This is a genomic window from Brevundimonas sp. BAL450 (assembly GCF_015767455.1).
Classification (GTDB): domain Bacteria; phylum Pseudomonadota; class Alphaproteobacteria; order Caulobacterales; family Caulobacteraceae; genus Brevundimonas; species Brevundimonas abyssalis.
Genome location: NZ_JADWOW010000039.1, coordinates 75,866 through 98,619, shown reverse-complemented (window position 1 = coordinate 98,619; position 22,754 = coordinate 75,866). Strand labels below are relative to the sequence as shown.

22 protein-coding genes and 1 tRNA gene are annotated in these 22,754 nt (G+C 69.0%); 15 read left to right on the top strand and 8 right to left on the bottom strand.

From position 1 onward, the window contains the following. Window positions 1-942, top strand: a 942-nt coding sequence (locus IWC96_RS03830; protein ID WP_231378835.1) for a retroviral-like aspartic protease family protein, incomplete at its 5' end; no start/stop codon positions are given. 7 nt (window positions 943-949) lie between these two features. Then, window positions 950-1,936: a retroviral-like aspartic protease family protein gene (locus IWC96_RS03825; protein ID WP_196838369.1), complete on the top strand. Its 987-nt coding sequence runs from the start codon at window positions 950-952 to the stop codon at window positions 1,934-1,936. Here the strand turns inward: IWC96_RS03825 and IWC96_RS03820 are convergent. Genes IWC96_RS03820 through IWC96_RS03805 form a run of 4 tightly spaced genes read right to left on the bottom strand, consistent with a single transcriptional unit; the run spans window position 1,914 to window position 5,976 of the window. Then, on the bottom strand, window positions 1,914-3,041 hold the full coding sequence (locus tag IWC96_RS03820; RefSeq protein WP_045318822.1) for an NAD(P)/FAD-dependent oxidoreductase: 1,128 nt from the start codon (window positions 3,039-3,041) through the stop codon (window positions 1,914-1,916). The genes IWC96_RS03825 and IWC96_RS03820 overlap by 23 nt on opposite strands. Next, on the bottom strand, window positions 3,038-4,030 hold the full coding sequence (locus IWC96_RS03815; RefSeq protein WP_045318823.1) for an SIS domain-containing protein: 993 nt from the start codon (window positions 4,028-4,030) through the stop codon (window positions 3,038-3,040). The genes IWC96_RS03820 and IWC96_RS03815 overlap by 4 nt, the downstream gene beginning before the upstream one ends. A 28-nt stretch (window positions 4,031-4,058) precedes the next feature. Beyond that, window positions 4,059-4,781, bottom strand: coding sequence for a 3-deoxy-manno-octulosonate cytidylyltransferase (locus tag IWC96_RS03810; RefSeq protein WP_021696680.1), 723 nt, complete (start codon window positions 4,779-4,781; stop codon window positions 4,059-4,061). Between the two features lie 37 nt (window positions 4,782-4,818). Continuing rightward, on the bottom strand, window positions 4,819-5,976 hold the full coding sequence (locus tag IWC96_RS03805) for a serine hydrolase (protein WP_021696681.1): 1,158 nt from the start codon (window positions 5,974-5,976) through the stop codon (window positions 4,819-4,821). 395 nt (window positions 5,977-6,371) lie between these two features. Between IWC96_RS03805 and IWC96_RS03800 the strand changes: the two genes are divergently transcribed. The 5 genes from IWC96_RS03800 (at window position 6,372) to IWC96_RS03780 (ending at window position 12,416) form a co-directional block, all read left to right on the top strand. Continuing rightward, entirely contained in the window at window positions 6,372-6,692 is a 321-nt protein-coding gene (locus IWC96_RS03800; protein WP_021696683.1) for a hypothetical protein, read from the top strand. 63 nt (window positions 6,693-6,755) lie between these two features. Beyond that, the gene (locus IWC96_RS03795; RefSeq protein ID WP_370541080.1) at window positions 6,756-8,834 is read left to right on the top strand and encodes an AsmA family protein; all 2,079 of its coding nucleotides are present in this window, start codon (window positions 6,756-6,758) and stop codon (window positions 8,832-8,834) included. A 113-nt stretch (window positions 8,835-8,947) separates the two neighbouring features. Then, window positions 8,948-9,778, top strand: a complete 831-nt coding sequence (locus tag IWC96_RS03790) for an alpha/beta hydrolase (protein ID WP_021696686.1) — start codon at window positions 8,948-8,950, stop codon at window positions 9,776-9,778. A 64-nt stretch (window positions 9,779-9,842) separates the two neighbouring features. Continuing rightward, window positions 9,843-10,922 (top strand): hypothetical protein, encoded by a 1,080-nt coding sequence (locus tag IWC96_RS03785; RefSeq protein WP_021696687.1) that lies wholly within the window; start codon window positions 9,843-9,845, stop codon window positions 10,920-10,922. Window positions 10,923-10,967: 45 nt separating this feature from the next. Beyond that, a complete protein-coding gene (locus IWC96_RS03780) occupies window positions 10,968-12,416 on the top strand; it encodes an AMP nucleosidase (RefSeq protein ID WP_021696688.1) in 1,449 nt (482 codons plus the stop codon). A 289-nt stretch (window positions 12,417-12,705) separates the two neighbouring features. On the opposite strand, the gene IWC96_RS03775 is transcribed toward IWC96_RS03780, so the two are convergent. Then, on the bottom strand, window positions 12,706-13,482 hold the full coding sequence (locus IWC96_RS03775) for a cyclopropane-fatty-acyl-phospholipid synthase family protein (RefSeq protein ID WP_196838368.1): 777 nt from the start codon (window positions 13,480-13,482) through the stop codon (window positions 12,706-12,708). A 98-nt stretch (window positions 13,483-13,580) separates the two neighbouring features. Here IWC96_RS03775 and IWC96_RS03770 point away from each other — a divergent pair, with 98 nt between their 5' ends. From IWC96_RS03770 to IWC96_RS03745, 6 genes are all read left to right on the top strand, one after another. Continuing rightward, window positions 13,581-14,207: a hypothetical protein gene (locus IWC96_RS03770; RefSeq protein ID WP_021696690.1), complete on the top strand. Its 627-nt coding sequence runs from the start codon at window positions 13,581-13,583 to the stop codon at window positions 14,205-14,207. A 3-nt stretch (window positions 14,208-14,210) separates the two neighbouring features. Beyond that, window positions 14,211-14,513 (top strand): transcriptional regulator, encoded by a 303-nt coding sequence (locus IWC96_RS03765; protein ID WP_021696691.1) that lies wholly within the window; start codon window positions 14,211-14,213, stop codon window positions 14,511-14,513. 19 nt (window positions 14,514-14,532) lie between these two features. After that, window positions 14,533-15,315 (top strand): tyrosine-protein phosphatase, encoded by a 783-nt coding sequence (locus IWC96_RS03760; RefSeq protein ID WP_021696692.1) that lies wholly within the window; start codon window positions 14,533-14,535, stop codon window positions 15,313-15,315. Between the two features lie 3 nt (window positions 15,316-15,318). Then, window positions 15,319-16,674 (top strand): anthranilate synthase component I family protein, encoded by a 1,356-nt coding sequence (locus tag IWC96_RS03755; RefSeq protein WP_021696693.1) that lies wholly within the window; start codon window positions 15,319-15,321, stop codon window positions 16,672-16,674. 31 nt (window positions 16,675-16,705) lie between these two features. Further along, window positions 16,706-17,092, top strand: coding sequence for a DUF6491 family protein (locus tag IWC96_RS03750; RefSeq protein ID WP_052516733.1), 387 nt, complete (start codon window positions 16,706-16,708; stop codon window positions 17,090-17,092). Between the two features lie 186 nt (window positions 17,093-17,278). Continuing rightward, entirely contained in the window at window positions 17,279-19,279 is a 2,001-nt protein-coding gene (locus tag IWC96_RS03745; protein ID WP_021696695.1) for a PhoX family phosphatase, read from the top strand. 218 nt (window positions 19,280-19,497) lie between these two features. Here the strand turns inward: IWC96_RS03745 and IWC96_RS03740 are convergent. Together IWC96_RS03740 and cpdR are read right to left on the bottom strand one after the other, a co-directional pair. Continuing rightward, a tRNA-Val gene (locus IWC96_RS03740) sits at window positions 19,498-19,572 on the bottom strand. A gap of 183 nt (window positions 19,573-19,755) precedes the next feature. Then, entirely contained in the window at window positions 19,756-20,112 is a 357-nt protein-coding gene (gene cpdR, locus IWC96_RS03735) for a cell cycle two-component system response regulator CpdR (RefSeq protein WP_021697511.1), read from the bottom strand. 89 nt (window positions 20,113-20,201) lie between these two features. Here cpdR and IWC96_RS03730 point away from each other — a divergent pair, with 89 nt between their 5' ends. After that, a complete protein-coding gene (locus IWC96_RS03730; protein WP_196838367.1) occupies window positions 20,202-21,095 on the top strand; it encodes an N-formylglutamate amidohydrolase in 894 nt (297 codons plus the stop codon). Window positions 21,096-21,324: 229 nt separating this feature from the next. Here IWC96_RS03730 and IWC96_RS03725 read toward each other — a convergent pair whose 3' ends face one another. After that, the gene (locus tag IWC96_RS03725; protein ID WP_021697514.1) at window positions 21,325-22,029 is read right to left on the bottom strand and encodes a DUF599 domain-containing protein; all 705 of its coding nucleotides are present in this window, start codon (window positions 22,027-22,029) and stop codon (window positions 21,325-21,327) included. Window positions 22,030-22,179: 150 nt separating this feature from the next. Here IWC96_RS03725 and ppa point away from each other — a divergent pair, with 150 nt between their 5' ends. Next, window positions 22,180-22,719 (top strand): inorganic diphosphatase, encoded by a 540-nt coding sequence (gene ppa / locus IWC96_RS03720; protein ID WP_045319077.1) that lies wholly within the window; start codon window positions 22,180-22,182, stop codon window positions 22,717-22,719. Window positions 22,720-22,754: the final 35 nt, after the last annotated feature.

The following is a 22,754-nucleotide window of genomic DNA, read 5'->3' as shown; positions in this document are numbered from 1 at the left end:
GCCCTGGCGCCAGGGCCTGCCCTTGCGCGGGCTCAGGTGATTGAAGGGGCGGGTCCTGATGGGCCGCCGCCCATCGATCCGACTGCGCTCCAGACCCTGTCCAATCTGGTCACGCGCATGGCCGTGCCGGTGCAGATCGCCGGCCAGGGTCCGTTCCACTTCGTCATCGACACCGGCGCGACGCGCACCACCCTTTCACGGGAACTGGCCGAGAGTCTGAACCTGCCGCCGGGACCGGAGGTGGTGGTGCATGGGGTCGTCAACGCCGAGCGGGCGGCGACCGTCGTCGTGCCCCGGCTGGATTTCGCCAGCAGCCGGATGCCCGATCTTATCGCGCCGGTCTTCCCCCGCGCCCGGCTGGGTGTCGACGGCCTGCTGGGCGTGGATGTGCTGGGCGACTATCGGCTGGTTTTCGACATGGCGGGCGAACGGGTCTCGCTGCTGCGCTCGCCCCGGGTCGCCTATGTCCAGCGCATGGACGTGGACGTCAGCCGCCTGAACCGCGCCAACGAACTGCGCGGCCATCGGGAGTACGGACAGCTGACCGTGACTGACGTGGCCGCCGACGGGGTGACTGTGACCGCCTTCATCGACAGCGGCGCCCAGCATTCCATCGGCAACATGGCCCTGTTCAACTCTGTGGCCGTCCAGCGGCCGTCGCTTCACGATCAGGTGTGGGAGACGCCCATCATCGGGGTGACGGGCCAGACCACCACCGGTCGGCTGGCCTATCTGCGGTCGTTACGCCTGGGGTCGGCGCGCGTGCATGACCTTCCGGTGCTGTTCGCCGACCTGCACGCCTTCGACGTATGGCGTCTGACCGACACCCCGGCCCTGCTGATGGGGGCCGACATCCTGGGCATGTTCCGCAGCGTGACCATGGATTACGGCCAGATGCGCATGGTGTTCGGATCGAGACTCGCGCGGCGGGGGGATGGATAGCACCACCATGACTTTGACCAGACGAAAGGCGGCGGCGGGCCTGACGCTTCTCGGGGGCTTCACCGCTTTCGGGCGAACCGTCGCGGCGCAGGCCCCGCCTGTTGCCCAGGACGCCCCGGCCGAGCCCGCCCTGGTCCTGACGGTGGTTCCCAATCTGATCACCCGTATGGCCGTGCAGGTGATGATCGGCGATGCCGGTCCCTATCGGTTCGTGGTGGACACCGGAGCGGGCCGAACCTCCATATCCCGGGAGCTGGCCGCAGAGCTGGGCCTGGCCCCGGGTCCGCCCGTCATCGTGCACAGCATCCTGGACTCCGAGGTGACGTCGACGGCACGGGCGCCCAGCCTGTCGGTGGCCGACATCCGCGCGCGCGATCTGGTCATGCCCGTCTTCAGCCGCGCCCGTCTGGGCGTAGACGGACTGCTGGGCCTGGACGTGCTTGGCGGGCGGCGCCTGGTCTTCGATATCCTCGGCGAGGAGTTGCACATCACGCCCACCGGCTCCCGCCATCTACAGGCGCCGCGAAGCCGCCTGGGCGTGAGTGACGAGGCCGAGGTTCTGCGCGGACAACGGTGGTTCGGGGGGCTCACCATGGTCCAGGGCCGCGCCGATCGGGCGCCGGTTTCTGCGGTTCTGGACACCGGAGCCCAGTACTCCATCGGCAACCGGGCGCTCTACGATTCGATCGCGGTTCGCCGCCCGGCCACCATACAGCGCGCCATGCCGTTGACCCTGTACGGCGTGGCGGGTCAGCCCATGCAGGGGGATCTGGCCACGCTGAACGAGTTGCGGCTGGGCGGCGTCCGGATCACCAGCCTGCCGATCCTGTTCGCGGACCTGCACGTCTTTGACCTGTGGGAGGCTCAAGAGACGCCGACGTTGCTGATGGGTGCGGACATCATGGGGCTGTTCAGCCGGATCATCCTCGACTTCGGGAGCGACGAGGTGACCTTTCACACGGCCTCAAGGATCAGACCGCGGATTCCGCTGTAAGCGCGTCCGCCACCGCCTCGCCGATAGCCAGGGAGCTGGTCAGACCGGGGCTCTCGATGCCGAACAGGGCCATGAGGCCGGCGACCCCGTGCACCTGGGCGCCGTCCAGCCGGAAATCGCCCTGGGGCTCGCCCGGCCCGTGCAGCTTGGGCCGGATTCCGGCGTAGTCGGGCGACAGGGCGTTCTCGGGCAGGCCCGGCCAGAAACGCCGGATGACCGCCTCGAACGCCTCGGCCCGGGCGGGATCGACGGCGTAGTCCTCAGTCTCGACGAAGGCCAGATCGGGCCCGAACACGGCCTGTCCGCCCAGATCCTTTCGGTAGTGGGTGCCCAAGGCGCCGGGGATGGGCGGCGGATAGATCAGCCGGTCGAACGGCGCCTTGCCCATCAGGCGGAAATAGACCCCCTTGCCCAGATGCCGGGCGGGGATGGCGTCCGCTGGATAGCCCTCCACCCGCGCCGCCGCTTCCTGGGCGCCCAGTCCCGCCGACAGCACCAGCAGGCGCGTGGTCAGTTCGGCGCCGGCCTCGCCGCCTGCGCACACCCGAAAACCGCCGTCCGGCAGCGGTTCGGCGGCCTCGAAGGGAGTGGCGGCGACCACCGACCCGCCCGCGTCCTCGATCTCTCCCTTCAGGGCCAGCATGTAGCCGTGGCTGTCGAACACCCCGCTCTCGGGCGACAGCAGGGCGCCGTGGCACGCCAGTTCGGGCTCCAGCGCCCGGACCTGTTCGGCGGTCAGCCGCGCCATGCCCTCTACGTCATTGGAGCGGGCCTGCTCCAGAATGGCGTCCAGACGCTCGACTTCATCGGCCGCCGTGGCCACCACCAGCTTGCCGCACTTGCGGTGGTCGATCTTGCGGCTGTCCAGATAGGGCCACAAGGCCCGACGGCCTTGAACGCAGAACCGCGCCTTCAGGGAGCCGGTGGGATAGTAGAGCCCGCCGTGGACCACCTCGGAATTGCGCGAGGAGATTCCCTGGCCGATGTCGGGTTCGCGCTCCAGCACCAGCACGGTCTGGCCCCGCTTCGCCAGCGCCCGCCCGCAGGCCAGGCCGACGGCGCCCGCGCCCACCACCACCGCGTCGAAATCGAAGGGGGTGCTCAGCTGACGTATCCCGCCTGGATCAACTCGGCGATGTGGGCCACCGCCACGGGGCGGCGGTCGTCCACCACGAACAGGTTGGCGATCTTGTTGGCGGCCAGCAGATCGATGACCTCGCTCATGCGCGCGTCCGGCGTCACGGTGATGGGGTCACGACTCATGATGTCCGCGGCCTTCAGGCTGGTGATGTCGCGAAGGAAGGCCCGGCGCACGTCGCCGTCGGTGATCATGCCGATCAGGCGGCTGTCAGACTCCACGATGGCCACGCAGCCCTGACGCCCCTTGGTGATGGCCGAGACCACCTCGGCGAAGGCCGCGCCCTCGGGCAGGGTCACCGGCGGCTCGCGCTTGTCGCCCATCCACTCGCTGACCCGCTGCAGCCGCATGCCCAGCGATCCGCCGGGATGCCTCTGCCCGAAGTCCTCGGCGGTGAAGCCGCGCTGGTCCATCAGCACCATGGCCAGGGCGTCGCCCAGCGCCAGGGTCATCAGGGTCGAGGTGGTGGGCGCCAGATTGTTGGGGCAGGCCTCGGCCACCCTGGGCATCACCAGGGGCACGGTGGACATGCGGTGCAGGAAGCTGCCCTCGCGCTGGGTCACCCCGATCACCGGGATGCCATGGCGCTGGCAGAACAGCAGCGGATCGCGCAGCTCGCGGCTCTCTCCCGATGATGAGATGGCCAGCAGGGTGCAGTCGTCGCGCAGCATGCCCAGATCGCCGTGGCTCATCTCGGCCGGATGCACGAAGAAGGCGTTGGTGCCGGTGGACGCCAGGGTGGCGGCGATCTTGCCGCCGATGTGGCCCGACTTGCCCATGCCCGTGACCACCAGATAACCGGGGCGGCCCAGGATCACGCGGCAAGCCTCCACCAGCGGTTCGCCGAGGCTGTCGCTCAGGGCGGCCAGCGCCTCGATGTTCAGGGCCATCACCTCGCGGGCGCGAGCCAGCATGGCCTTGTCTTCCGCGTGGCCGTTTGGAGTGCTCGTGTTCATGAACCGGCCATAGCCTATCCGCCCCGGTTCAGGCCAGCTTTCGCGCCGCCTCCAGGTCCGCCGGATTGTCCACCGACAGGGGCGCTTCGTCGATCACGGCGGCCCAGAGGCTCAGCCCCATCTCCAGCGCCCGCAGCTGCTCCAGCTTCTCGCGGCGCTCCAGCGGCGAGGGCGGAGCGGCGCAGAAAGCCTCCAACGCGGCGCGCCGGTAGCCGTAGACCCCCACGTGCCGCCACACCGGCCCGTCGCCGTACAGGGTGGAGCGGGTGAAGTAGAGCGCCCGACCGCTGCGTCCGGTCCCGTCCAGCGCCAGCACCGCCTTGACTACGTCGGGATTGGCCCGGTCCTCCGGCCCCGCCTCGGGCGCCACCAGGGTGGCGATGTCGCACGACGGCTCGCGCGCCATCAGTTCGGCGCACAGGCGGCTGATGGAAGGGCCCGCGAAGGGCATGTCGCCCTGCAGGTTGATGACCACGTCGTGCGCCCCGTTGGGGTCGATGGCGTCCAGGGCCGCCCGGATGCGGTCCGAGCCCGACGGCAGGTCCGGATCGGTCAGAACCGCGCGGCCGCCCGCCGCCTCCACCGCCTGCACGATCTCGGGATCGCCTGCCGCCACCGCCACCGGCAGGCCCGAGGCGGCCGCGGCCTCCCAGGCGCGCACGATCATGGGCTTGCCGCCGATGTCGGCGAGCGGCTTGTTGGGCAGGCGGGTGGCCGCCATGCGGGCGGGGATCAGGACCAGCGGATTCATGCTCCGGCGCTAGCCCCGATCCGCTCCGCCTGCAAGATCACTCATCCAGCGCCGCCGCCACGCGCGCCAGGAAGGCGTTGCGGGCCGCCGAACGGGCATTGCCCGTCGCCACCGGCCAGGCCGACAGGATCACCACCACCGCGCGGCGCTCCGGATCGATGTGGATCATCTGCCCGAAGATGCCCCGCGCCGCGAAGGTCCCGTCATCGAAGGTCCACCACTGATAGCCATAGCCCATGCCGGGCACGCCGATATCGGCCTGCCTCGAGGTCGCCTCGTCAAACCACCCCTCCGGAAGGATGGACCGGCCGTCCACGACCCCGTCCTCCAGCACCAGTTGTCCGACCCGGCCCCAGTCGCTCAGGGACGCCATCAGACAGCAGCCGGCGGCTTCCTGCCCGGCCGCGTCCACCATCCAGGCCGCGTCCCGTTCCATGCCGTAGGACCGCCAGATTTTTTCCGACAGATAGTCCGCCAGGGTCCGCCCCGTGGCCCGGCTGACCAGCAGGCCGACCAGATTTGTCTCCCCCGAGCTGTAATGCCAGCGCGTCCCCGGCTCGGCGGCCCGCGCCAGCCCGCGCATGTAATACAGGGTCGGGTCCATGCCGCCGGTCTCGCGCGGCTCGAAGAAGCGCGCCACGTCGGAGTTGGCGTCCGTGTAGTCCTCGTTCCAGGCCGCGCCCGAAGTCATGGTCAGCAACTGGCGCACCGTGACCCCGTCATAGGCCCCGCCCGCCAGTTCCGGCAGATAGCGGGTGATGGGCGTTTCAAGGCTCTCGATGTGGCCGTCGGCGATGGCGGCGCCCACCAGGGTCGAGGTCAGGGACTTGGCCACTGAAAACGAGGTCCAGCGCCCCTCCGGCCCGAAATCCAGGCCATACCGCTCCAGCCGCACCCGGCCGTCCTGAAGCACGAGCAGGCCCGCGACCTTCTCGGCCTCCATGAAGGCGTCCACGTCCAGATCCAGCGGCGCCCCCGGCGGCAGGGCGCGGACATCCCCGCCCGCCGCCACCGTGCGGTGCGGCGCGATCCGCTCCATGGCGCGGAACCCGGCCTCGCGCTCGGTCTGACTCCAGAACAGCACCTCGGACGGCCGCTCCAGCCGGGGCAGCCCATCGGAATGCGGCTCCGGCTGGAGCGCGCAGGCCGACAGAGCAAAGACGGCCATGAGGCCGAGGATAGGACGACAGCGCATGGAAACCCCCTGTTGAGGGCCGATCTATAGGCCGGGCGACGGCGCGCTGGAAACCGCAGTGGCCGGCGTGGCGCCGGCGCGGGCGTCGGCCATGACGGGAACGGCGCCGGCGCAGCTGGCGACGATCAACATGAAAAGGACGGCGAGCGGCTTCATGCCTGCAAGAGGGCCTCGATCGCCGCGCCGGATGCGTGATGACCGCGAATTCACATACTGATCAACAAAATGGCTTTTTCCACAAGGGTGTGCTAAGTGAGTGACACCCCACGCGGTTCCCGTCGACCGCCCTCGCATCCCCGGCCCTTTTCGCCGCCTGCGCGCCTGAACCCTGAAGAGGGCGGCCGCGCGACGGTGTTTCTACCCTTGGACCGGCGTCAGACCCGAAAGGACAAACGATGGTCGAAGAAGGCTTCGTTCAACTCTACGTTCGCGATTTCGCCGCCATGGCCGCCCGCGCCGACGGCGGCCAGGACGTGGAGGAGGCGCTGACGCGTCGTGTCCGCGAACTGAAGTCTCACGCCGAACTGATGGACCGTCGCAAGACCCCCGGCCACCAGGCGGCGGTGGCCGAGCGCCTGATCTCTGAGTCCGAACGCACCCACGTGCGTCACGGCCGCATCGGCCCGGATGACGTGGAGGCGCTGGAGCGCCGCCGGGACTTCCTGCTGCGCGTCGCTGAAATGCTGCGCGAGGATCAGGCCGAACTGGCCGCCTGACCACTTTTCCCGCCACCAAATCAACGGTGAAGCGTTCCCGGTCGTCATACCCGGGAACACACCGTGAAATTTCCTGACTGGAACCGCCTCAGAGCCGACGCCGCTTCACGCGGTCGTCGGCTTTTGACGTCCGGGCGCTCGCGTTTCCACACGAGCCGCGCCTGGGTCTCCGCCAATGACCCCGTCTGGAAGGCCTGGCGCAGGCCCGGCAGGGCGGAGACGATTTCGGGCGCTGTGGCGGGCGTGCTGGTCCTGGCCGTGGTCCTGACCCTGGCCCTGTTCGACTGGAACCATCTGCGCGGGCCCATCGGCCGCTGGGCCTCGGACAAATACGAGCGCGACATCAGCATCGACGGCGATCTGGACGTGACCCTGTTCGGCTGGACGCCATCCGTAGCGGTCGAAGATCTGCGCATCGGCGGACCGGACTGGGCCGATGAAGACGATACGCTGCGGGTGGGCCGCTTCGAAGGCTCGGCGCGCTTGCAACGGCTGCTGGCCGGACAGCTCGAACTGACCCGCGCCGTGGTGATCGAGCCGGAAATCGTGCTCATCGTCCACGAGGACGGCCGCCGCAGCTGGGTCATGGACGACACCGGCCCGGACGAACCCACCCGCTTGCCCCTGATCGAGCGCCTGTTGATCCGCGACGGCCGGGTGCGGGTGGATGAGCGGGGACGCGGTCTGACCCTGGATGCGGCCATCGACGCCCGCGAACTGGCCGAGGGTGTCGGCGACGAGGATGAACGCTCCGGCTTCCGTCTGGAAGGCGAGGGCGCCCTGAACGGCCAGCCGCTGACCCTGCGCGTTCTGGGCGAGCCCTTCGTCCAGTTGCGCCGGGACCGGCCCTGGCGCTTCCGTGCCGAACTGACCGGCGCGGGCAGCGAACTGGAGGCCCGCGGCCAGATCACCCGCCCCTTCGACCTCAGCCATTTCACCGCCGACCTGTCCCTGTCCGGCCCCGACCTGGCGAACCTGTATCTGATCACCGGCGTGGTGACGCCCAACACGCCGCCCTACAGCCTCGAAGGCGACCTGGCCCGCGACGACAGCCTGTGGACCTTCAATGAGGTGACCGGCCGGGTGGGCGACAGCGATCTGTCGGGCGATGTCAGCGTCGACCGGGTCGACGACCGTCTGCGGGTGGAGGCGGATCTGCGCAGTCGGTCGCTGGATCTTGACGACCTGTTCGCCGTTCTGGGCGCGCCGCCGGACCCGACCGAAACCGCCTCGCCCGAGCAGCGCGCTCGCGCCGGGGCCATGCGCGCCCAGGCGCGCCTGCTGCCCGACGCGCCCCTACGCACCGAGCGGCTGCGCACCATGGACGGCCGACTGGATTTTCGCGCCGACGAGGTGAAGCACAACGACCTGGCCGTCACGGCGGTCAGCCTGGGCGCCGCGCTGGAGGACGGCATCCTGGGCCTGGACCCCATCGCCTTCGCCTTTGCACAAGGGGAGCTGAACGGCACGGCCCGCATCGACGCCACGGGCGACGTTCCCCAATCCACCGTCGACCTCCGGCTGGCGGGCTATCCGCTGGAGGCCGTCATCCCCGCCCGCGACGGCCAGCCGACGGTCACGGGCCGAGCCCTGGGACGGGTCCGGCTGCAGGGGCCGGGCGCCTCCATCGCCGACTTCGCGGCCCGCTCCCGGGGGACCATCACGGTGGTGGTCCCGCAAGGCCAGATGCGCGAGGCCTTTGCCGAGCTGCTGGGAATCAATGTCGGGCGCGGTCTGCGCCTGCTCCTGTCCGACGACCAGCGCACCACGCCGATCCGCTGCGCCGTGGCCAGTTTCGATGTTCGGGACGGCATCGGCACGGCCTCGACCTTCATCATCGACACCGATGTGGTGCTGGCCCAGGGGGAAGGGACCCTGAACCTGCGAAACGAACGGCTGGACATCCGCATCGACGGCGAAAGCAAGAAGCCGCGCCTGCTGCGCGTCTGGTCGCCCATCACCGTCTCGGGCCCGATCCGGTCCCCTTCGGTGGGCGTTGACGAGGCCGCCATCGCCGGCCAGGTGGGCCTGATCGCCGCCATCGGGGCGCTGGTGGCGCCGGTCGCGGGGGTGCTGGGGCTGATCGAGCCGGGGCTGGCTGAGGACGCCAACTGCGGCGCCCTGATCAGTCAGGCCCGTTGATCCGGCGTCGTTGTCCTGACGTCCGACCCGGACCGTCGCAACCCGCGCCGGATGACGCGCGTATCTGACCTGAAGCTTTGACACGGACGCCCATGACTCGACGTGGATTCCTCATGCCCGCCCTTGCCGGCCTCATGGCCGGCTGCTCCCCGCTGGGCGCCCTCAACGCCCTGGGTCCCCGGGACAGCGGCGCGGGCCGGGTGGCCCGGGGCCTGGCCTACGGGTCCGAAGACCGCCAGCGCTTCGACCTGTTCGCCCCCGCCGACGGGGCGGACCTGCCCGTGGTGGTGTTCTTCTACGGCGGCGGCTGGGATTCCGGATCGAGGGACGTCTACGGCTGGGCGGCGCAGGCCCTGGCCGCGCGCGGTTTTCTGGTGGCCCTGCCGGACTATCGCCTGTCGCCGGACGTCCATTTCCCGGCGTTCATCGAGGACGCGGCCCTGGCCACGGCGGCGGCGGCGGATGTGGCGGCGCGGCACGGCGGCGACCCGGCGCGGCTGGCGGTCAGCGGCCATTCGGCGGGCGCGCACCTGGCCATGATGATCACCCTGGACCCGCGCTACATGGCGGGTGTGGAGCGGCCGGACCTGATCAGGGCCGCAGCGGGTCTGGCCGGGCCCTACGACTTCCTGCCCTTCGACGTGGCCGCCAGCCGCAACGCCTTCGGCCGCACCCCGGACCCGACCCTGACCCAGCCGGTCACTTTCGCCCGCGCTGACGCCCCGCCCGTCTGGCTGGCCCACGGGACCGAGGACAGCACGGTGCACGCCGAGGACTCCGAGATCCTGCACGCCCGCCTGTCGGAGCTGGGCGCGCCCTCGACATTGCGCCTCTATGAGGGGCTGAACCACGCCGATCTGATCGCGACCTTCTCGCCCCTGTTCCGCCGCAAGGCCCCGGTGCTGGATGACATGGCGGCGTTCCTGAGCGGGGTCCTGACCTGATCGTCAGCTTGCGTCAGCGGCCTTTTCGTCGCGGAATGGCCAGGATGGGATCGGGAGGCCGGGCATGAGGGCATGGATTGCGGGACTGGCGGGGGCGGCCGCGCTGGCGCTGGGGATCGGCGCGGCCGCCGCCCAACCGGCGCCGTCGGACCTGGAGGCCGCCTTCGAAGCGGCACGAACCGCCAGCGCGGTCCCGCTGTCTCTGGACCGCGAGCAGGCGGACTGGCGCGAGTACGGCGATCGGAGCCCCGACGGCCTGGCGGCCCGGATAGATGAGCTGACCGAGCGAGCCGCGCGCGACCGCGCCGCCTGGGCCCTGCGGACAACGCCCGCCTTGATGGCTGATGGCTGTGTGCCCATAGCCCTGAGCGACTGCCACACCGTGTCAGGGGGCTATGTGGCCCGGCGCGACGGCCCGACCCTGTACTGGCAGCTCCAGCGCGGTTTCACTGAGGCGGATGGCGTCGGGGGCGGTTTCGTCCTGCTTCAGCTTGAGACGGACGGGATCACCCTGCGGCCCGTCGCCTGGGACTACGCCGGCTACATTTATGGCCAGCCCGAATGGGCGGGGGATGAGGGCGAGGGCGTCGTGCACGTGGCGGTCCCCGGCGTGCACGGCGGCACCGGCGCGCACAACGCCGACGTGATTTTCCGCCTGACGGATGATGCCGACAGGCCCTTGCGTCAGATCGACAACTTCACCTGGCGGGAGGGTCTGGGCGCCCGGCTGCCGCAAGGGCTGGAGGTGTGGAAAGGGGTCAATTTCGCCTACGAGGCCCTGATGGCCGACACGGCGCTCTGGCGCACCAGCGACGCCAACTGCTGCCCCACCGGCGGCGAGGCCTATCTGGATTTCGAGATTCGCGATGACCGCCTGACCCTGACCGGCGTTCAGGTGAATGACGCGCTCACGAGCCTCGCCCAACAGGTTCCGGCCGGCGTCTTCGCCTGGGTCCAGCGGCGCATGGCCTGCGACCACTGGGGCGGGGAGGAGCCGTATGACGCCGAGCGCGCGGCCCAGATCGAGGCGGCGCTGTCCGAGGCCCGTTGCGACGCCCTGGAGACGGATGGTCAGACCCTGCGCCGCACCCACGCCGACGATGACGCCGTGCTCGCCATCCTCGCCCGCGCCGAGGCGATGTAGCGCGCCGCGTCTCGCCATCGTCACGCTTGCCCGCTAGACTGGGTCATGACCGAGACCATGACCATCGAGGCGGTGCTGGACCGCCTGCAAGACCTTTATTCCAGCTCCGTCGGCAATCTGCGTGAAGCCGTCAAACAGTTCCTCGACAGCGGCGCCCTGCCCGACCCCGACGCTCGCGCCCAGGGCCTGTTCGCCTATCCCGAGCTGAGGGTCAGCTGGCGCGGCGAGCGCCCCGGCGATCTGGAGCCCCGCGCCTTCGCCCGCCTGTCGCGGCCCGGCGACTATGCCGCCACCATCACCCGGCCGGACTTGTTCCGCTCCTACATCCGCGAGCAGCTGGAGCTGCTTGAAGCCGACTACGGCGCGACCTTCGCGGTGGTCGCTTCACGTCAGGAGATCCCGTTCCCCTATGTGATGGACGGCTCGGGGGTGACGCTGGACCGCACCATGACCTCGGCCATCGCCCGCTACTTCCCCACCACCGAGCTGGCCCATATCGGCGACGAGATCGCCGACGGCCTGTTCGATCCGGCCGCGGGCGCCTTCCCCCTGTCGCACTTCGACGGGCTGCGGACCGACTTCTCCCTGGCGCGGTTGAAGCACTACACGGGCGCCCCGGTGGACGACATTCAGTCCTTCATCCTGTTCACCAACTACCACCGCTATGTGGACGAGTTCGTGCGCTGGGCCTGTGCACAGCTGGCCGACCCGGACAGCCCCTACGAAACCCTCTCCTGTGCCGGGGGGGTGGTGGTGACCCGGGATGATCCGGACGCCGACGCGGCCCTGTCGGACGGCGCATGGCGCCGCCACCAGATGCCGGCCTGGCACCTGACCGCGCCCGGCTGGCGCGGCGTGACCCTGGTGAACATCGGCGTGGGGCCCTCCAACGCCAAGACCATCACCGACCACCTGGCTGTGACCCGGCCCCACGCCTGGCTGATGATCGGCCACTGCGGCGGCCTGCGCGCCAGCCAGTCCATCGGCGACTATGTGCTGGCCCACGCCTATCTGCGCGACGACCATGTGCTGGACGCGGTGCTGCCGCCGGACATCCCGATCCCCTCCATCGCCGAGGTCCAGCGCGCCCTGTACGACGCCACCAAGTCCGTTTCGGGCATGCCGGGCGAACAGGTGAAGCGGCGCTTGCGCACGGGCACGGTGGTCACCACCGACGATCGCAATTGGGAGCTGCGCTATTCCCGCTCGGCCCTGCGCTTCAACCAGAGCCGGGCCGTGGCCATCGACATGGAGAGCGCCACCATCGCCGCCCAGGGCTACCGCTTCCGCGTGCCCTACGGCACCCTGCTGTGCGTGTCCGACAAGCCCTTGCACGGCGAGATCAAGCTGCCCGGCCAGGCCAACCGCTTCTACGAGGGCTCCATCTCCGAGCACCTGCAGATCGGCATCGAGGCGGTAGCCCTGCTGCGTCAGGAAGGCCTCGGCCTGCACTCCCGCAAGCTCCGCGCCTTCGACGAGCCGCCTTTCAGGTAAAGAGCCCTAACGCTCGCCGCGCGGCGGCTCGCTGCTTGAGGGCGGTTTGGGCCCTGCCGTTCGCAGCGCAGGGCCTCGCTGTTCAAGGGCTCAACATTAAATTTGCGCCCACCGCTTTCGCCCCGGTCTATGATGGGGCTTGCGACCAGGGAGGGCCATTTCAGACAATTCAGACTATTCGCACCCTGTTTTTTTGAGTCCGGAGTCCGAAATTCCGGCGCCGCTCTGAAGCCCGCGCGCTCAAGCAGCGAGCCGCCGCGCGGCGAGCGATAGTGCGTCAAGGATGCGCTCAAGCAGCGAGCCGCCGCGCGGCGAGCGGTAGCGCTCTAAAGAGATACAAACCGAAGCCGAAGACGCGGAAACCTTCGGTCTCGAACATCGCCTTCTGCATATCCGCGCGGGCGATCAGGCGCGGCGCCTCCGGCGCCTCGGGGTGGGCGGCGGCCCAGGCGCGGACGGCGGCGTCCATGGTGTCGATGTAGGTGCGCCATTCCTCATCGGTGCTGTGCCGGACATGGACGACGCGCCATCCGGCCTGTTCGGCGGCCGTACGCCAACCCGCGTCGGTCTGGTAGCTGTTGGTCATCTCGACGATCTGGCGAAGCGGCGCGCTGGGCTCGGCCTTCCAGAACGGTTCGCCCCAGAGCAGGCGCCCGCCGGGCGCCACCGCGTTCTTCAGCCGCGCGAAGACGGCGACCGGATCGCGCAGGCCCGGCGCTGCGGCGTCCGTGGCGCCCAGCACCGTGATCAGGTCCGGCAGGGGCGCATGGTCCAGAACCTCGCTGGAATCCCGGACCAGCAGCTCGACCCGCTCCCCCTGTCCGGAGGCGGCGATGCGTCGGGAGGCAAGAGCGGCCATGACGGGATCGCGCTCCACCGCCCGAACCTTCAGGCCGAAGTCGCGCGCCAGGCCGATGGCGACAGTGGCGTTGCCGGCGCCCAGATCCAGCGCCAACGCGCCGGGTTTCAGCCCCGCCGCAGCGACGGCCTCGCGCACCGCGTCCCAGGACACGGCGTTGCAGACCTCCAGCGCCTCATAGGCGATATGGTTGAAGTTCACGGCCATGAGGCGGGCTTGCACCGGGTACCGGAGAGACACCACGAGAAAGCACTTTACATCTTAAAGCAAATTGATAAGGTCAGCCCATCCAAGGGAGAGGCTCCATGACCGACGACCACAGCAAGTCCATACACGACGACATCGCCTATATGCGCGGCTTGGCCGATGAAGGGCGTCACGCGCCCCTGCTCAGCGGGCCCGTGATGGTCGCGGCGGGCGTGATCTTCGGCTTGGCCAGCCTCGGCCAATGGGCCATCGTGACCGAGGTGCTGGTCGTCGACCCCATGGCCCAACTCTGGCTGTGGCTCGCCGCCGGCGGCGCCTTCGCCGTAGCTCTCACCCTTCTGATCCGGCGCCAGCAGGCCAAGCCCGGCTTCTATTCTCCCGGCAACAAGGCGGTGGGGGCCGCCTGGACGGCGGTGGGTTTCGGCATCTTCGCCATGTGGGTCGCCTTCATGGCCGTCGGATTCAGTTCCGGCGACTGGACGCTCATGCGCGCCATGCCGATCGTGGTCTTCGCCGCCTACGGCTCGGCCTGGATGGTGGCGGGCGCGATGTCGGACGCCGGCTGGATGAAGGGCGTGGCTCTGCTCGCCTATGGTGGCGCGGTTCTGCTGGGCGTGTTCGCCGACAGTACGTGGGGGTATCTGGTGTTTGCGGGCCTGATGGTCTTCGTCGCCCTGCTCCCCGGCCTGGCCCTGATGCGCCAAGAACCCTCGGACGTGGTCTGACCCATGGCCGACGATTTCCAGATCGCCGACATCGACGAGGTCATTCACGGGCGGGTGCGCCTGGGGATCATGGCCTATCTGTCCGGCGCGGACATGGCCGACTTCAACGAGCTGAAGACGCGGCTGCAGGTCACCGACGGCAATCTGTCGGTGCATCTGAGAAAGCTCGAGGACGCCGGCTTCGTGGAGGTGCTCAAGAGCTTCCAGGGCCGCCGCCCCCTGACCCGCGCCCGCCTGACCGATACGGGGCGCAAGGCCTTCGTCGACTATCTGGACGCCATGGCCCGTCTGGTGGAGCAGCGATAGGGCGCCTATAGACAGGGGCATGACCTCCTCACGCCTTCATCGCTTCGACGCCGTCGAGAATTTCCGCGACTACGGCGACTACGCCACCGCTGCGGGGCGGCGGGTGCGCGGCGGCGTCCTGTTTCGGTCGGGACACCATGCCCGGGCGTCCGATGCAGACGTGGCGCGGCTGGATGCCCTGGGTGTCGCCACGGTTGTGGACCTGCGACGGGCTTCGGAACGCCGGGCCCAACCGTCAAAGCGGCCTGCCGGATTTTCGGGACAGGTGATCGAGTGGGAGCAGGTCGATGACGGCGAGGCCCCGCACATAACCTTCCTGAAGACCTCACCCCTGACCGAGGACGCCGGACGGGCCTTCATGATGCGGACCTATCGCCGCCTGCCGTTCGAAGACGCGCACCTGGACCTGTTCCGCCGCTATTTCCACGCCTTGGGCGACAGCGACGGGCCGGTGTTGATCCACTGCGCCGCGGGCAAGGACCGCACAGGCCTTCTGGCCGCCCTGACCCATCACCTGCTGGGCGTCGGCCACGACGAGATGATGGAGGACTATCTGCTGACCAACCATGCGGTGGATCTGGAAGGCCGCGCCCCGGCTGTGGCGAAACAGCTTGAAACCTGGACCGGACGCCCGGCCTCCCACGCGGCGGTGGTCGCGTTCCTGGGCGTCGAGCCTGACTATCTGGACGCCGCCATTGAAGCGATGGTCCAGACCCACGGCTCCATCGACGGCTATCTGGAGCAGGCCCTGGGCCTGGACGCGGCCTTGCGCGACCGCATCGGCGAGCGGTTGTCGGCCTGAGCCATGGCGGGTCTGTCGCTGGCCCTGATCGAACGGGACTGGATTGACCCGCTGCACGTGGCGGCGGGGCTGGACGACGTCGAAGGTCGCCTGATCCTGCTGTCAGATGGCGGGCCGAACGCCCGCTGGTCCTATGTGGCCGCCGAGCCGACGCGGGTGGAACGAGTCCCAAGGGCGGCCCCGGGTCCCTTCGATCGCATCGGCGCGCTGCTCGGCGAGCGGGCGGTGACACCCCCGGGTGCGCCGCCCTTCACCGGCGGGGTCGTCGGACTGGCCAGCTACGATCTGGACGCGCCCGAGGCGACGCTGGGCGGCGACGATCAGGACTGGCCCGGCCTGACTCTGGCCCGTCATGACGCGGTGCTCGCCTTCGATCATCACCACCGACGCGTGATCGCCGCAGGGCGGGGCGAGGACCCCGAACGCGCCGCCCATGCCGCAGACCGCGCCCTGCGTTGGCTGGCCGGCGCCCGCACGCCCGCGCCGGCGCCCGCCCCCCTGGCCGACGCTTTCACCTCTGAAAGACCCGCACAGGCCTACCGCGACGCTGTGGCCGATGTGGTCCGGCGCATCGCGGCGGGCGAGATCTTTCAGGCCAACATCGCCCGCGCCTGGACCGGAATGCTGGCCGAAAGCGCAGAGCCGTTCGATCTGTTCGTGCGGCTGGCCGGCGCCAGCCCGGCGCCCTACGCGGCCTTCTGGGAGCTGGGCGACCATGTGCTGGCGTCCAACTCGCCCGAATCCTTCCTCAGCGTGCGCGACGGCCGGATCACCGCCCGGCCCATCAAGGGCACACGCCCGCGCGGCTCGACCCCGCAAGAAGACGCGGCGCTGAAGGCTGAACTTCTGGCCAGCGCCAAGGACCGGGCCGAGAACCTGATGATCGTGGATCTGATGCGCAACGACCTGTCGCGGGTCTGCACGCCCGGAAGCGTCACGGCTCCGGACCTGTTCCGGCTCGAGACCTTCGCCAATGTCCACCATCTGGTGTCCACGGTTCAGGGCCGACTGGCCCCGGACATGGGCTCCGCAGAGGTGATGTCCGCGACCTTCCCGCCCGGCTCCATCACCGGCGCGCCCAAACACCAGGCGATGCAGGTCATCGCCTGCCACGAGGCAGCGCGTGGGCCGTGGTGCGGCAGCCTGTTCCTGGCCGGGTTTGATGGGTCGCTGGAGGCCTCGGTCCTGATCCGGACCGTGGCGCTGCGCCGCGCGGCCGACGGCTGGCGCTTCCGCACGCTCGCGGGGGCGGGAATCGTGGCGGACAGCGACCCGGACGCCGAACTGGCCGAGACGGACGCCAAGATCGCCAGCATACGCCACGCCCTCATGGACCATCCCGCGCCTTGGACGCTATGATAAGTACGGGGGCCTGATCAGGAGTTCGGATATGCGCACCATTACTCTGTCCATCGCGCTGACCACGGCGGCTCTCGCCGGATGCGCGCCCATGCCGCCGTCCGCCACGGGCCCCGATGGGCAGGTCGAAACCCGGCGGTGCTTCTTCGTCAACCAGGTCCGCAATTTCAGCGCTGCTGAAGACGGCAAGATCGTTGTCCACGCCTCGCATCGTTCCGCCTTCGAACTGACGGCCGTCGGCTATTGCCGCGACATCGACTGGGCCAATCAGGTGGCCATCCAGCCCCTCGCCGGTGAATCCAGGCTGTGCGTGGACAACCTGGCGGATCTGGTGGTTCGTCCTCTGGGCGGCAGCGCTGATCGCTGCCGCATTCGTGTGACACGCAGCCTGACCGAGGCCGAGATCGAAGCGCTCTGATTCTGAGGTGGTGTGCAGGCCGACGTGGATGAGCAGGACGTTCTGCGCGCGGCATTGACCGACATGGTCATGCCGCTGTGACAGAACGTACCTAATCTGCTGGTCCGTCACCGTTCCTGCCGATCCAACACTGCGAGCCCGGAAATCAAAGACTTCGAACGCGACTACCCCGACCACACCCAGGCGATGGGGCATGAGCACGGCGACGAGCCCCCGTGCAACGCCTCGCCCAACCGCAACTTCTATGAGGTGATGGAGGCGCGTGTCGCCCGTCGCGGGTTCCTGATGGGGGGGCTGGGCGCCCTCACCACGGGCTTCATCGGCGCTTCGCTCTCGGGCAAGCCTGCCTTGGCGCAGGGCCTGTCCAGCCTGATCGGCTTCTCGGCGGTCCCCGTCAGCTTTGAGGACACGGTGGTCGTGCCGGAAGGGTACAGCATCCAGGTGCTGGGCCCGATGGGCATGCCGATTTCCGGGAAGCTGCCGGCCTATCGGCCCGGCGCCAACACCGGCGCCGAGCAGGAGCACCAGATCGGCCAGCATCACGACGGCATCCACTTCTTCCCGATCGACGGCTCGTCCGAGGACGGCCTCATCGCGGTGAACCACGAGTACATCGAGCCGCGTTTCCTGCATGCCGAAAAGCCGGCCTACAAGGGCAAGCCTTTCAACAACCACGGCGTGGCCCTCGACGCCGACGGCAGGCGTGACGACGACGAGGTGCGCATGGAGATCGCCGCTCATGGCGTCTCGGTCTACCGCACCACCAGACAGGCTGACGGACTGTGGGCGGTCGTCCCGGATCCCCGCAACCGCCGTATCACCGCCGGCACGCCCGTGGAGATCGGCGGCCCGGTGCGCGGCACGGCCCATGTGCGCACCCGGTTCAGCCCGGACGGAACGAGGGCGCGCGGCACCTTGAACAACTGCGCCCACGGCGCAACGCCCTGGAACACCTATCTGGCGGCCGAAGAGAACTGGGCGAGCTACTTTGCGAACACCGACGCGGAGGTGCCGCGCGAGCACGCCCGGTATGGGGTTCCCGGCGACCCCAGGGGCGCCCGTTACGGCTGGCACCTGGCGAAATCCGGCGCGGACGAGCACGTGCGTTTCGACGCCTCCGCCAGGGGCGCCTCGGCGGCCGAAGACTACCGCAACGAGCCCAACACCTGTGGATGGATGGTGGAGGTCGACCCGTTCGATCCCGATGCGGCGCCGATCAAGCGCACCCATCTGGGCCGGTTCGCCCATGAGGGCGTGGTGTTCGCTCCTGCCGTGGAGGGAGCACCGGTGGTCTGCTACTCGGGCGACGACTCGCGGTTCGAGTACATCTACAAATTCGTCTCCGACGGGCTCTGGATTCCGGGCCGGACCGACGGCTCGATCCTGGACAGCGGCACACTGTACGTGGCCCGCTTCAACGATGACGGCAGCGGGGAATGGCTGGCGCTGGCGCCCGGCCAGAACGGTCTGACGCCCGCCAACGGCTTCGCCGACCTGGCCGACATCCTCGTCAACACCCGCCTCGCCGCCGACCGTGCGGGCGCCACCAAGATGGACCGGCCGGAGTGGGGCACGGTCGATCCGAACACCGGGACGACCTATTTCTCTCTCACCAACAATACCCGGCGCACCCAGGCCCAGGTAGACGCGGTCAATCCGCGGGCCGTCAATAATTTCGGCCAGATCGTGCGCTGGAACTATCAAGACGGCGACCACGCCCGCGCCCACTTCAACTGGGACCTGTTCGTGATCGCCGGCGACGCCAGGACCTCGTCCGTGGCCCCGGGCGATGCGCTGGACGTCGACAGCATCTTCGCCTGCCCGGACGGGCTATGGTGCGACCGCCAGTCCAGGCTGTGGATTCAGACCGACATGGGCGACATGGGGCCGGACTATGAGGGTCCGCTGAAGCCGTTCGGCATGAACATGCTGCTGGCGGCCGACCCGGCCACGGGCGAGATCAAGCGTTTCATGACCGGCCCGTGGGGGCAGGAGTGCACCGGCGTGGTCACCACCCCGGACGGCAAGACCATGTTCGTGAACTTCCAGCACCCCGGCGCCCACGCCACGGCCGAGCAGTTCGCCGCCGGAGACTATGGCTCGGGGTTCCCTGACTACACCGGGGCCGTGCCGCGCTCGGCCACGGTGGTGATCACCAGGAACGACGGCGGCGTCATCGGGTCGTGACCCAGGGGCAGGGCAGTCCGATGAGAGAGCGCGCATGTACCGGGTCTTCACGATCTCGGAAGGCTGCGAGGTGCGCGTGGACCCTATCAGACCGACGACCCGAGCCGCTGGACCGCCACGCCTGCAGCTTCTCGGTCTCTGATCGCCAGTATTCGGGATTCTGGCCAGTTTCCAGCGAGTCCCCGAAGGGCTGTATCGGGTTAGATTGTCGGAAGTAATGGTGGACGCGACAGGGATTGAACCTGTGACCCCCTCGATGTCAACGAGGTGCTCTCCCGCTGAGCTACGCGTCCGCCGTGACGGCCCCGGAACGCGACCGGGGACGGGAAGGCGTGGTCTATAGCCCGGTCGCCTTCGCCCCTGCAAGGGGGTTATCGCCTTCCAGGACCTGAACAGGCAGCCCCCGCATCGGCGAAGGATCAGGGGAGCGTCATGCCCTCAAGCCGCGAGCGACCGCGTCGCAACATGGTTCAAGGTCAAGCCGCGACCATGCGCTCCACCTCGGCGACCAGGTCGCGCAGGTGGACGGGCTTGGACAGCACCTTGGCCTGGGGCGTTGACTGGGCGGCGGTCAGGGCGACAGCGGCGAAGCCGGTGATGAACATGATCCGCAGACCCGGCTGGCGGTTGGCGGCGATGCGCGCCACCTCGATGCCGTCGGCGCCGGGCATGACGATGTCGGTGAGCAGCAGGTCCCAGGGCCCGTCCTCCAACGCGTCCACGGCGTCGTCGCCGTTCTCGCACGCCGTGACCTCGTGCCCCGCCCGCTCAAGGGCGCGGGTCAGGAACCCGCGCAGGGAGCCGTCGTCTTCCGCAAGAAGGATTCGCGCCATGGATGCCGCCCCGTTGTTCTTGAGCGAAACCTAGAACGGGGACGGTAAACCGCCGATGAAGGCGGGCGGATCATCCACAGGCTCGTGAAATGGGCTATGGCTTGGCGATGGCGACGCCCGTGTTCATCCTCGACCCCCATGACGCCCTGGACGCGGCGCGGCCGGTGGTGTCGCCGCTGGTGTTCGCCTCGCCCCATTCCGGCGATGTGTATCCGGACGATCTGGGGGCGCGTCCCGATCTTGCGGACCTGTCGCTGCGCAGCGCCGAAGACGCCCTGGTGAACCGCCTGGTGGAGCCGCATCCGGACCTGGGCGTGCCCCTGATCGCCGCGCAGCTGGGTCGGGCCTATGTGGACCTGAACCGCGACCCCGATGAGCTGGACCCACAAGTGGTCGAGGGCGGCGGTGTGGCGTCCCCCCGCGTGGCGGCCGGGTTCGGCGTCATTCCACGCCTGACCGGCGACGGCCAGACGATCCGCGACCACGCCCTGACCCATGATGACGCCCTGGCCCGGCTGGCGGCGGCGCACCGGCCCTATCACGAGGCGCTGGAGCGCCTGATGCACAGGGCGCGGGACCGGTTCGGATACGCCGTTCTGGTGGACTGGCACTCCATGCCCTCAAGGGCAGTGGGACGCGCGGCCGGGGTGCGGGGGCCGGACGTGGTTCTGGGCGACCGGCACGGCTCGTCCTGTTCAGCCGAGGTGACGCGGCTGCTGCGCGCGCAGTTCGAGCGGGCCGGGTGGCGCGTGGCGCTGAACCGGCCCTATGCGGGGGGTTGGTCCACTCAGTTATGGGGGCGACCCGACGACGGCTTTCACGCCGTACAGGTGGAGCTGAACCGGGGGCTGTATCTGAATGAGGATGTCCTCACCCCCGGACCGCACTTCACCATGGCGCAGAAGGTCATCCGTCGGGTAACGGCGGCGATGGCGGCCCACGACTGGTCGAGGCTGCGACCCCACGCCCAGGCGGCGGAATAGGATTGGGCACTACGCTTCAGGCAAAAAAAACCGCGCCCGGGGGCGCGGTTTGAAAGTCTATAGGGAGGAAACGCCCAGGAAGGGCAAGACGCTCGAAAGCGTCGAAAATCAAGCTACGTTGCGATGCACAATCCGTCAAGGGTCCATTTCGCAGTTGCAATCACATGCCGTAACAGAGACCGCTTCCAGAAAATGGTGATCAAGCGTCACCTATTTCGCGGGTGCGAAATCAACGATCTTCCTCAAGCATGAGGCTGGCCTTCCGGATCGCGCGGGCGGCGGGCGATCCCTTCTGGCGCCACAGCAGCAGGCTGAAGGCGGCCGCGACCCCCAGCGCAAGCCACAGGGGACCGAACAGCCACGCCGTGGCGGCGAGGGCGAAGTAGTAGGCCCGCACCCCGCTGTTGAAGGCGACCATGGCGGGATTCAACAGCGATCCGGCCGCCTTGGCGTAGGCGGTGCGGTCCATCGCGGTCTCGCCCTCCGGCGTCGCCCCGATCAGGGCGAGGGTGTAGTTCATCTGGCGGATCGACCAGATGAAATCCAGCAGGCCCCGCGCCAGGCACAGGGTGATCAGGCCCAGCTTGCCTTCGAGCAACTCCAGCGAGGCCGCTTCCGCCCCGCCGATGTCGGAGCCGACGGCCGCCACGCCCCTCAGCGCCGTCTCGCCGCCGAACAGCACCCCCGCCACCGCCGCGATCAGCAGCAGATTGGCCGAGGCGAAGAAGGAGGCGGAGTTGATGGAGTGGCCCATTAGCTGGCTGTCCACCAGGCGCAGCTCGCGCACCGCCATCTGGTTCATCCAGGCCTGGCGCACCGACAGCATGTCGTCATTCAGCACATGACCCTTGCCGGCCAGCAGGCGCAGCAGCAGGCCATAGCCCAGCCAGCAGACGAAGAAGAGCGCGAGGGCGCCCCAGTCCCAGGGTGTCATGGCCGGATCCTCTTCACGCGGCGAGCCCTATGCTGCGATGCAACGTCCTTATTGCGCAAGTGCATGATCGTGACGCTTGCGGCGCGGACGGCCGGAGCCTATCACGCCGCCCTCCCCGAGTTTCGCCTGAAGCACACGAAAGAGACCGCCATGAAGCTGGACGCCGTTCCCGTCGGACCCAACCCGCCCTGGGATATCAACGTCGTCATCGAGATCCCGCAGGGCGGCCTGCCGGTGAAATATGAGATGGACAAGGCCTCCGGCGCCCTGTTCGTCGACCGCTTCCTGCACACCGCCATGTACTATCCCGGCAACTACGGCTTCGTGCCCCACACCCTGTCGGACGACGGCGATCCCTGCGACGTGCTGGTGATCAACCCGACCCCCGTGGTGCCCGGCTGCGTCATCCGCGCCCGGCCCATCGGCGCCCTGATGATGACCGACGAGGCGGGCGGGGACGAGAAGATCCTGGCCGTGCCGGTGGACAAGCTGAACCCGTTCTATTCGGACGTGGCCAGCTATCGCCAGCTGCCGGCCATCCTGATCGAGCAGATCGAGCACTTCTTCACCCGCTACAAGGATCTGGAGAAGGGCAAGACGGTCAAGGTTCACCGCTGGGCCGACGCGTCCGAGGCGGCCGAGCTGATCCGTCAGGGCATGGACGCGCACAAGGCGAAGCAGGAGGGCTAAGCCCCTTCCCCCGTCCGCCCATTGCTCTATGTGTC

What these genes read in the sequence shown, in the direction of transcription:
- IWC96_RS03800 (WP_021696683.1), top strand. Translation starts at nt 6,372, where the DNA reads ATGGTCGAAGAAGGCTTCGTTCAACTCTACGTTCGCGATTTCGCCGCC.
- IWC96_RS03790 (WP_021696686.1), top strand. Translation starts at nt 8,948, where the DNA reads ATGCCCGCCCTTGCCGGCCTCATGGCCGGCTGCTCCCCGCTGGGCGCC.
- IWC96_RS03765 (WP_021696691.1), top strand. Translation starts at nt 14,211, where the DNA reads ATGGCCGACGATTTCCAGATCGCCGACATCGACGAGGTCATTCACGGG.
- IWC96_RS03730 (WP_196838367.1), top strand. Translation starts at nt 20,202, where the DNA reads ATGGGCTATGGCTTGGCGATGGCGACGCCCGTGTTCATCCTCGACCCC.
- IWC96_RS03755 (WP_021696693.1), top strand. Translation starts at nt 15,319, where the DNA reads ATGGCGGGTCTGTCGCTGGCCCTGATCGAACGGGACTGGATTGACCCG.
- IWC96_RS03810 (WP_021696680.1), bottom strand. Translation starts at nt 4,781, where the DNA reads ATGAATCCGCTGGTCCTGATCCCCGCCCGCATGGCGGCCACCCGCCTG.
- IWC96_RS03760 (WP_021696692.1), top strand. Translation starts at nt 14,533, where the DNA reads ATGACCTCCTCACGCCTTCATCGCTTCGACGCCGTCGAGAATTTCCGC.
- IWC96_RS03785 (WP_021696687.1), top strand. Translation starts at nt 9,843, where the DNA reads ATGAGGGCATGGATTGCGGGACTGGCGGGGGCGGCCGCGCTGGCGCTG.
- IWC96_RS03750 (WP_052516733.1), top strand. Translation starts at nt 16,706, where the DNA reads ATGCGCACCATTACTCTGTCCATCGCGCTGACCACGGCGGCTCTCGCC.
- IWC96_RS03725 (WP_021697514.1), bottom strand. Translation starts at nt 22,029, where the DNA reads ATGACACCCTGGGACTGGGGCGCCCTCGCGCTCTTCTTCGTCTGCTGG.
- IWC96_RS03780 (WP_021696688.1), top strand. Translation starts at nt 10,968, where the DNA reads ATGACCGAGACCATGACCATCGAGGCGGTGCTGGACCGCCTGCAAGAC.
- IWC96_RS03815 (WP_045318823.1), bottom strand. Translation starts at nt 4,030, where the DNA reads ATGAACACGAGCACTCCAAACGGCCACGCGGAAGACAAGGCCATGCTG.
- IWC96_RS03745 (WP_021696695.1), top strand. Translation starts at nt 17,279, where the DNA reads ATGGGGCATGAGCACGGCGACGAGCCCCCGTGCAACGCCTCGCCCAAC.
- ppa (WP_045319077.1), top strand. Translation starts at nt 22,180, where the DNA reads ATGAAGCTGGACGCCGTTCCCGTCGGACCCAACCCGCCCTGGGATATC.
- IWC96_RS03805 (WP_021696681.1), bottom strand. Translation starts at nt 5,976, where the DNA reads ATGCGCTGTCGTCCTATCCTCGGCCTCATGGCCGTCTTTGCTCTGTCG.
- IWC96_RS03770 (WP_021696690.1), top strand. Translation starts at nt 13,581, where the DNA reads ATGACCGACGACCACAGCAAGTCCATACACGACGACATCGCCTATATG.
- cpdR (WP_021697511.1), bottom strand. Translation starts at nt 20,112, where the DNA reads ATGGCGCGAATCCTTCTTGCGGAAGACGACGGCTCCCTGCGCGGGTTC.
- IWC96_RS03775 (WP_196838368.1), bottom strand. Translation starts at nt 13,482, where the DNA reads ATGGCCGTGAACTTCAACCATATCGCCTATGAGGCGCTGGAGGTCTGC.
- IWC96_RS03825 (WP_196838369.1), top strand. Translation starts at nt 950, where the DNA reads ATGACTTTGACCAGACGAAAGGCGGCGGCGGGCCTGACGCTTCTCGGG.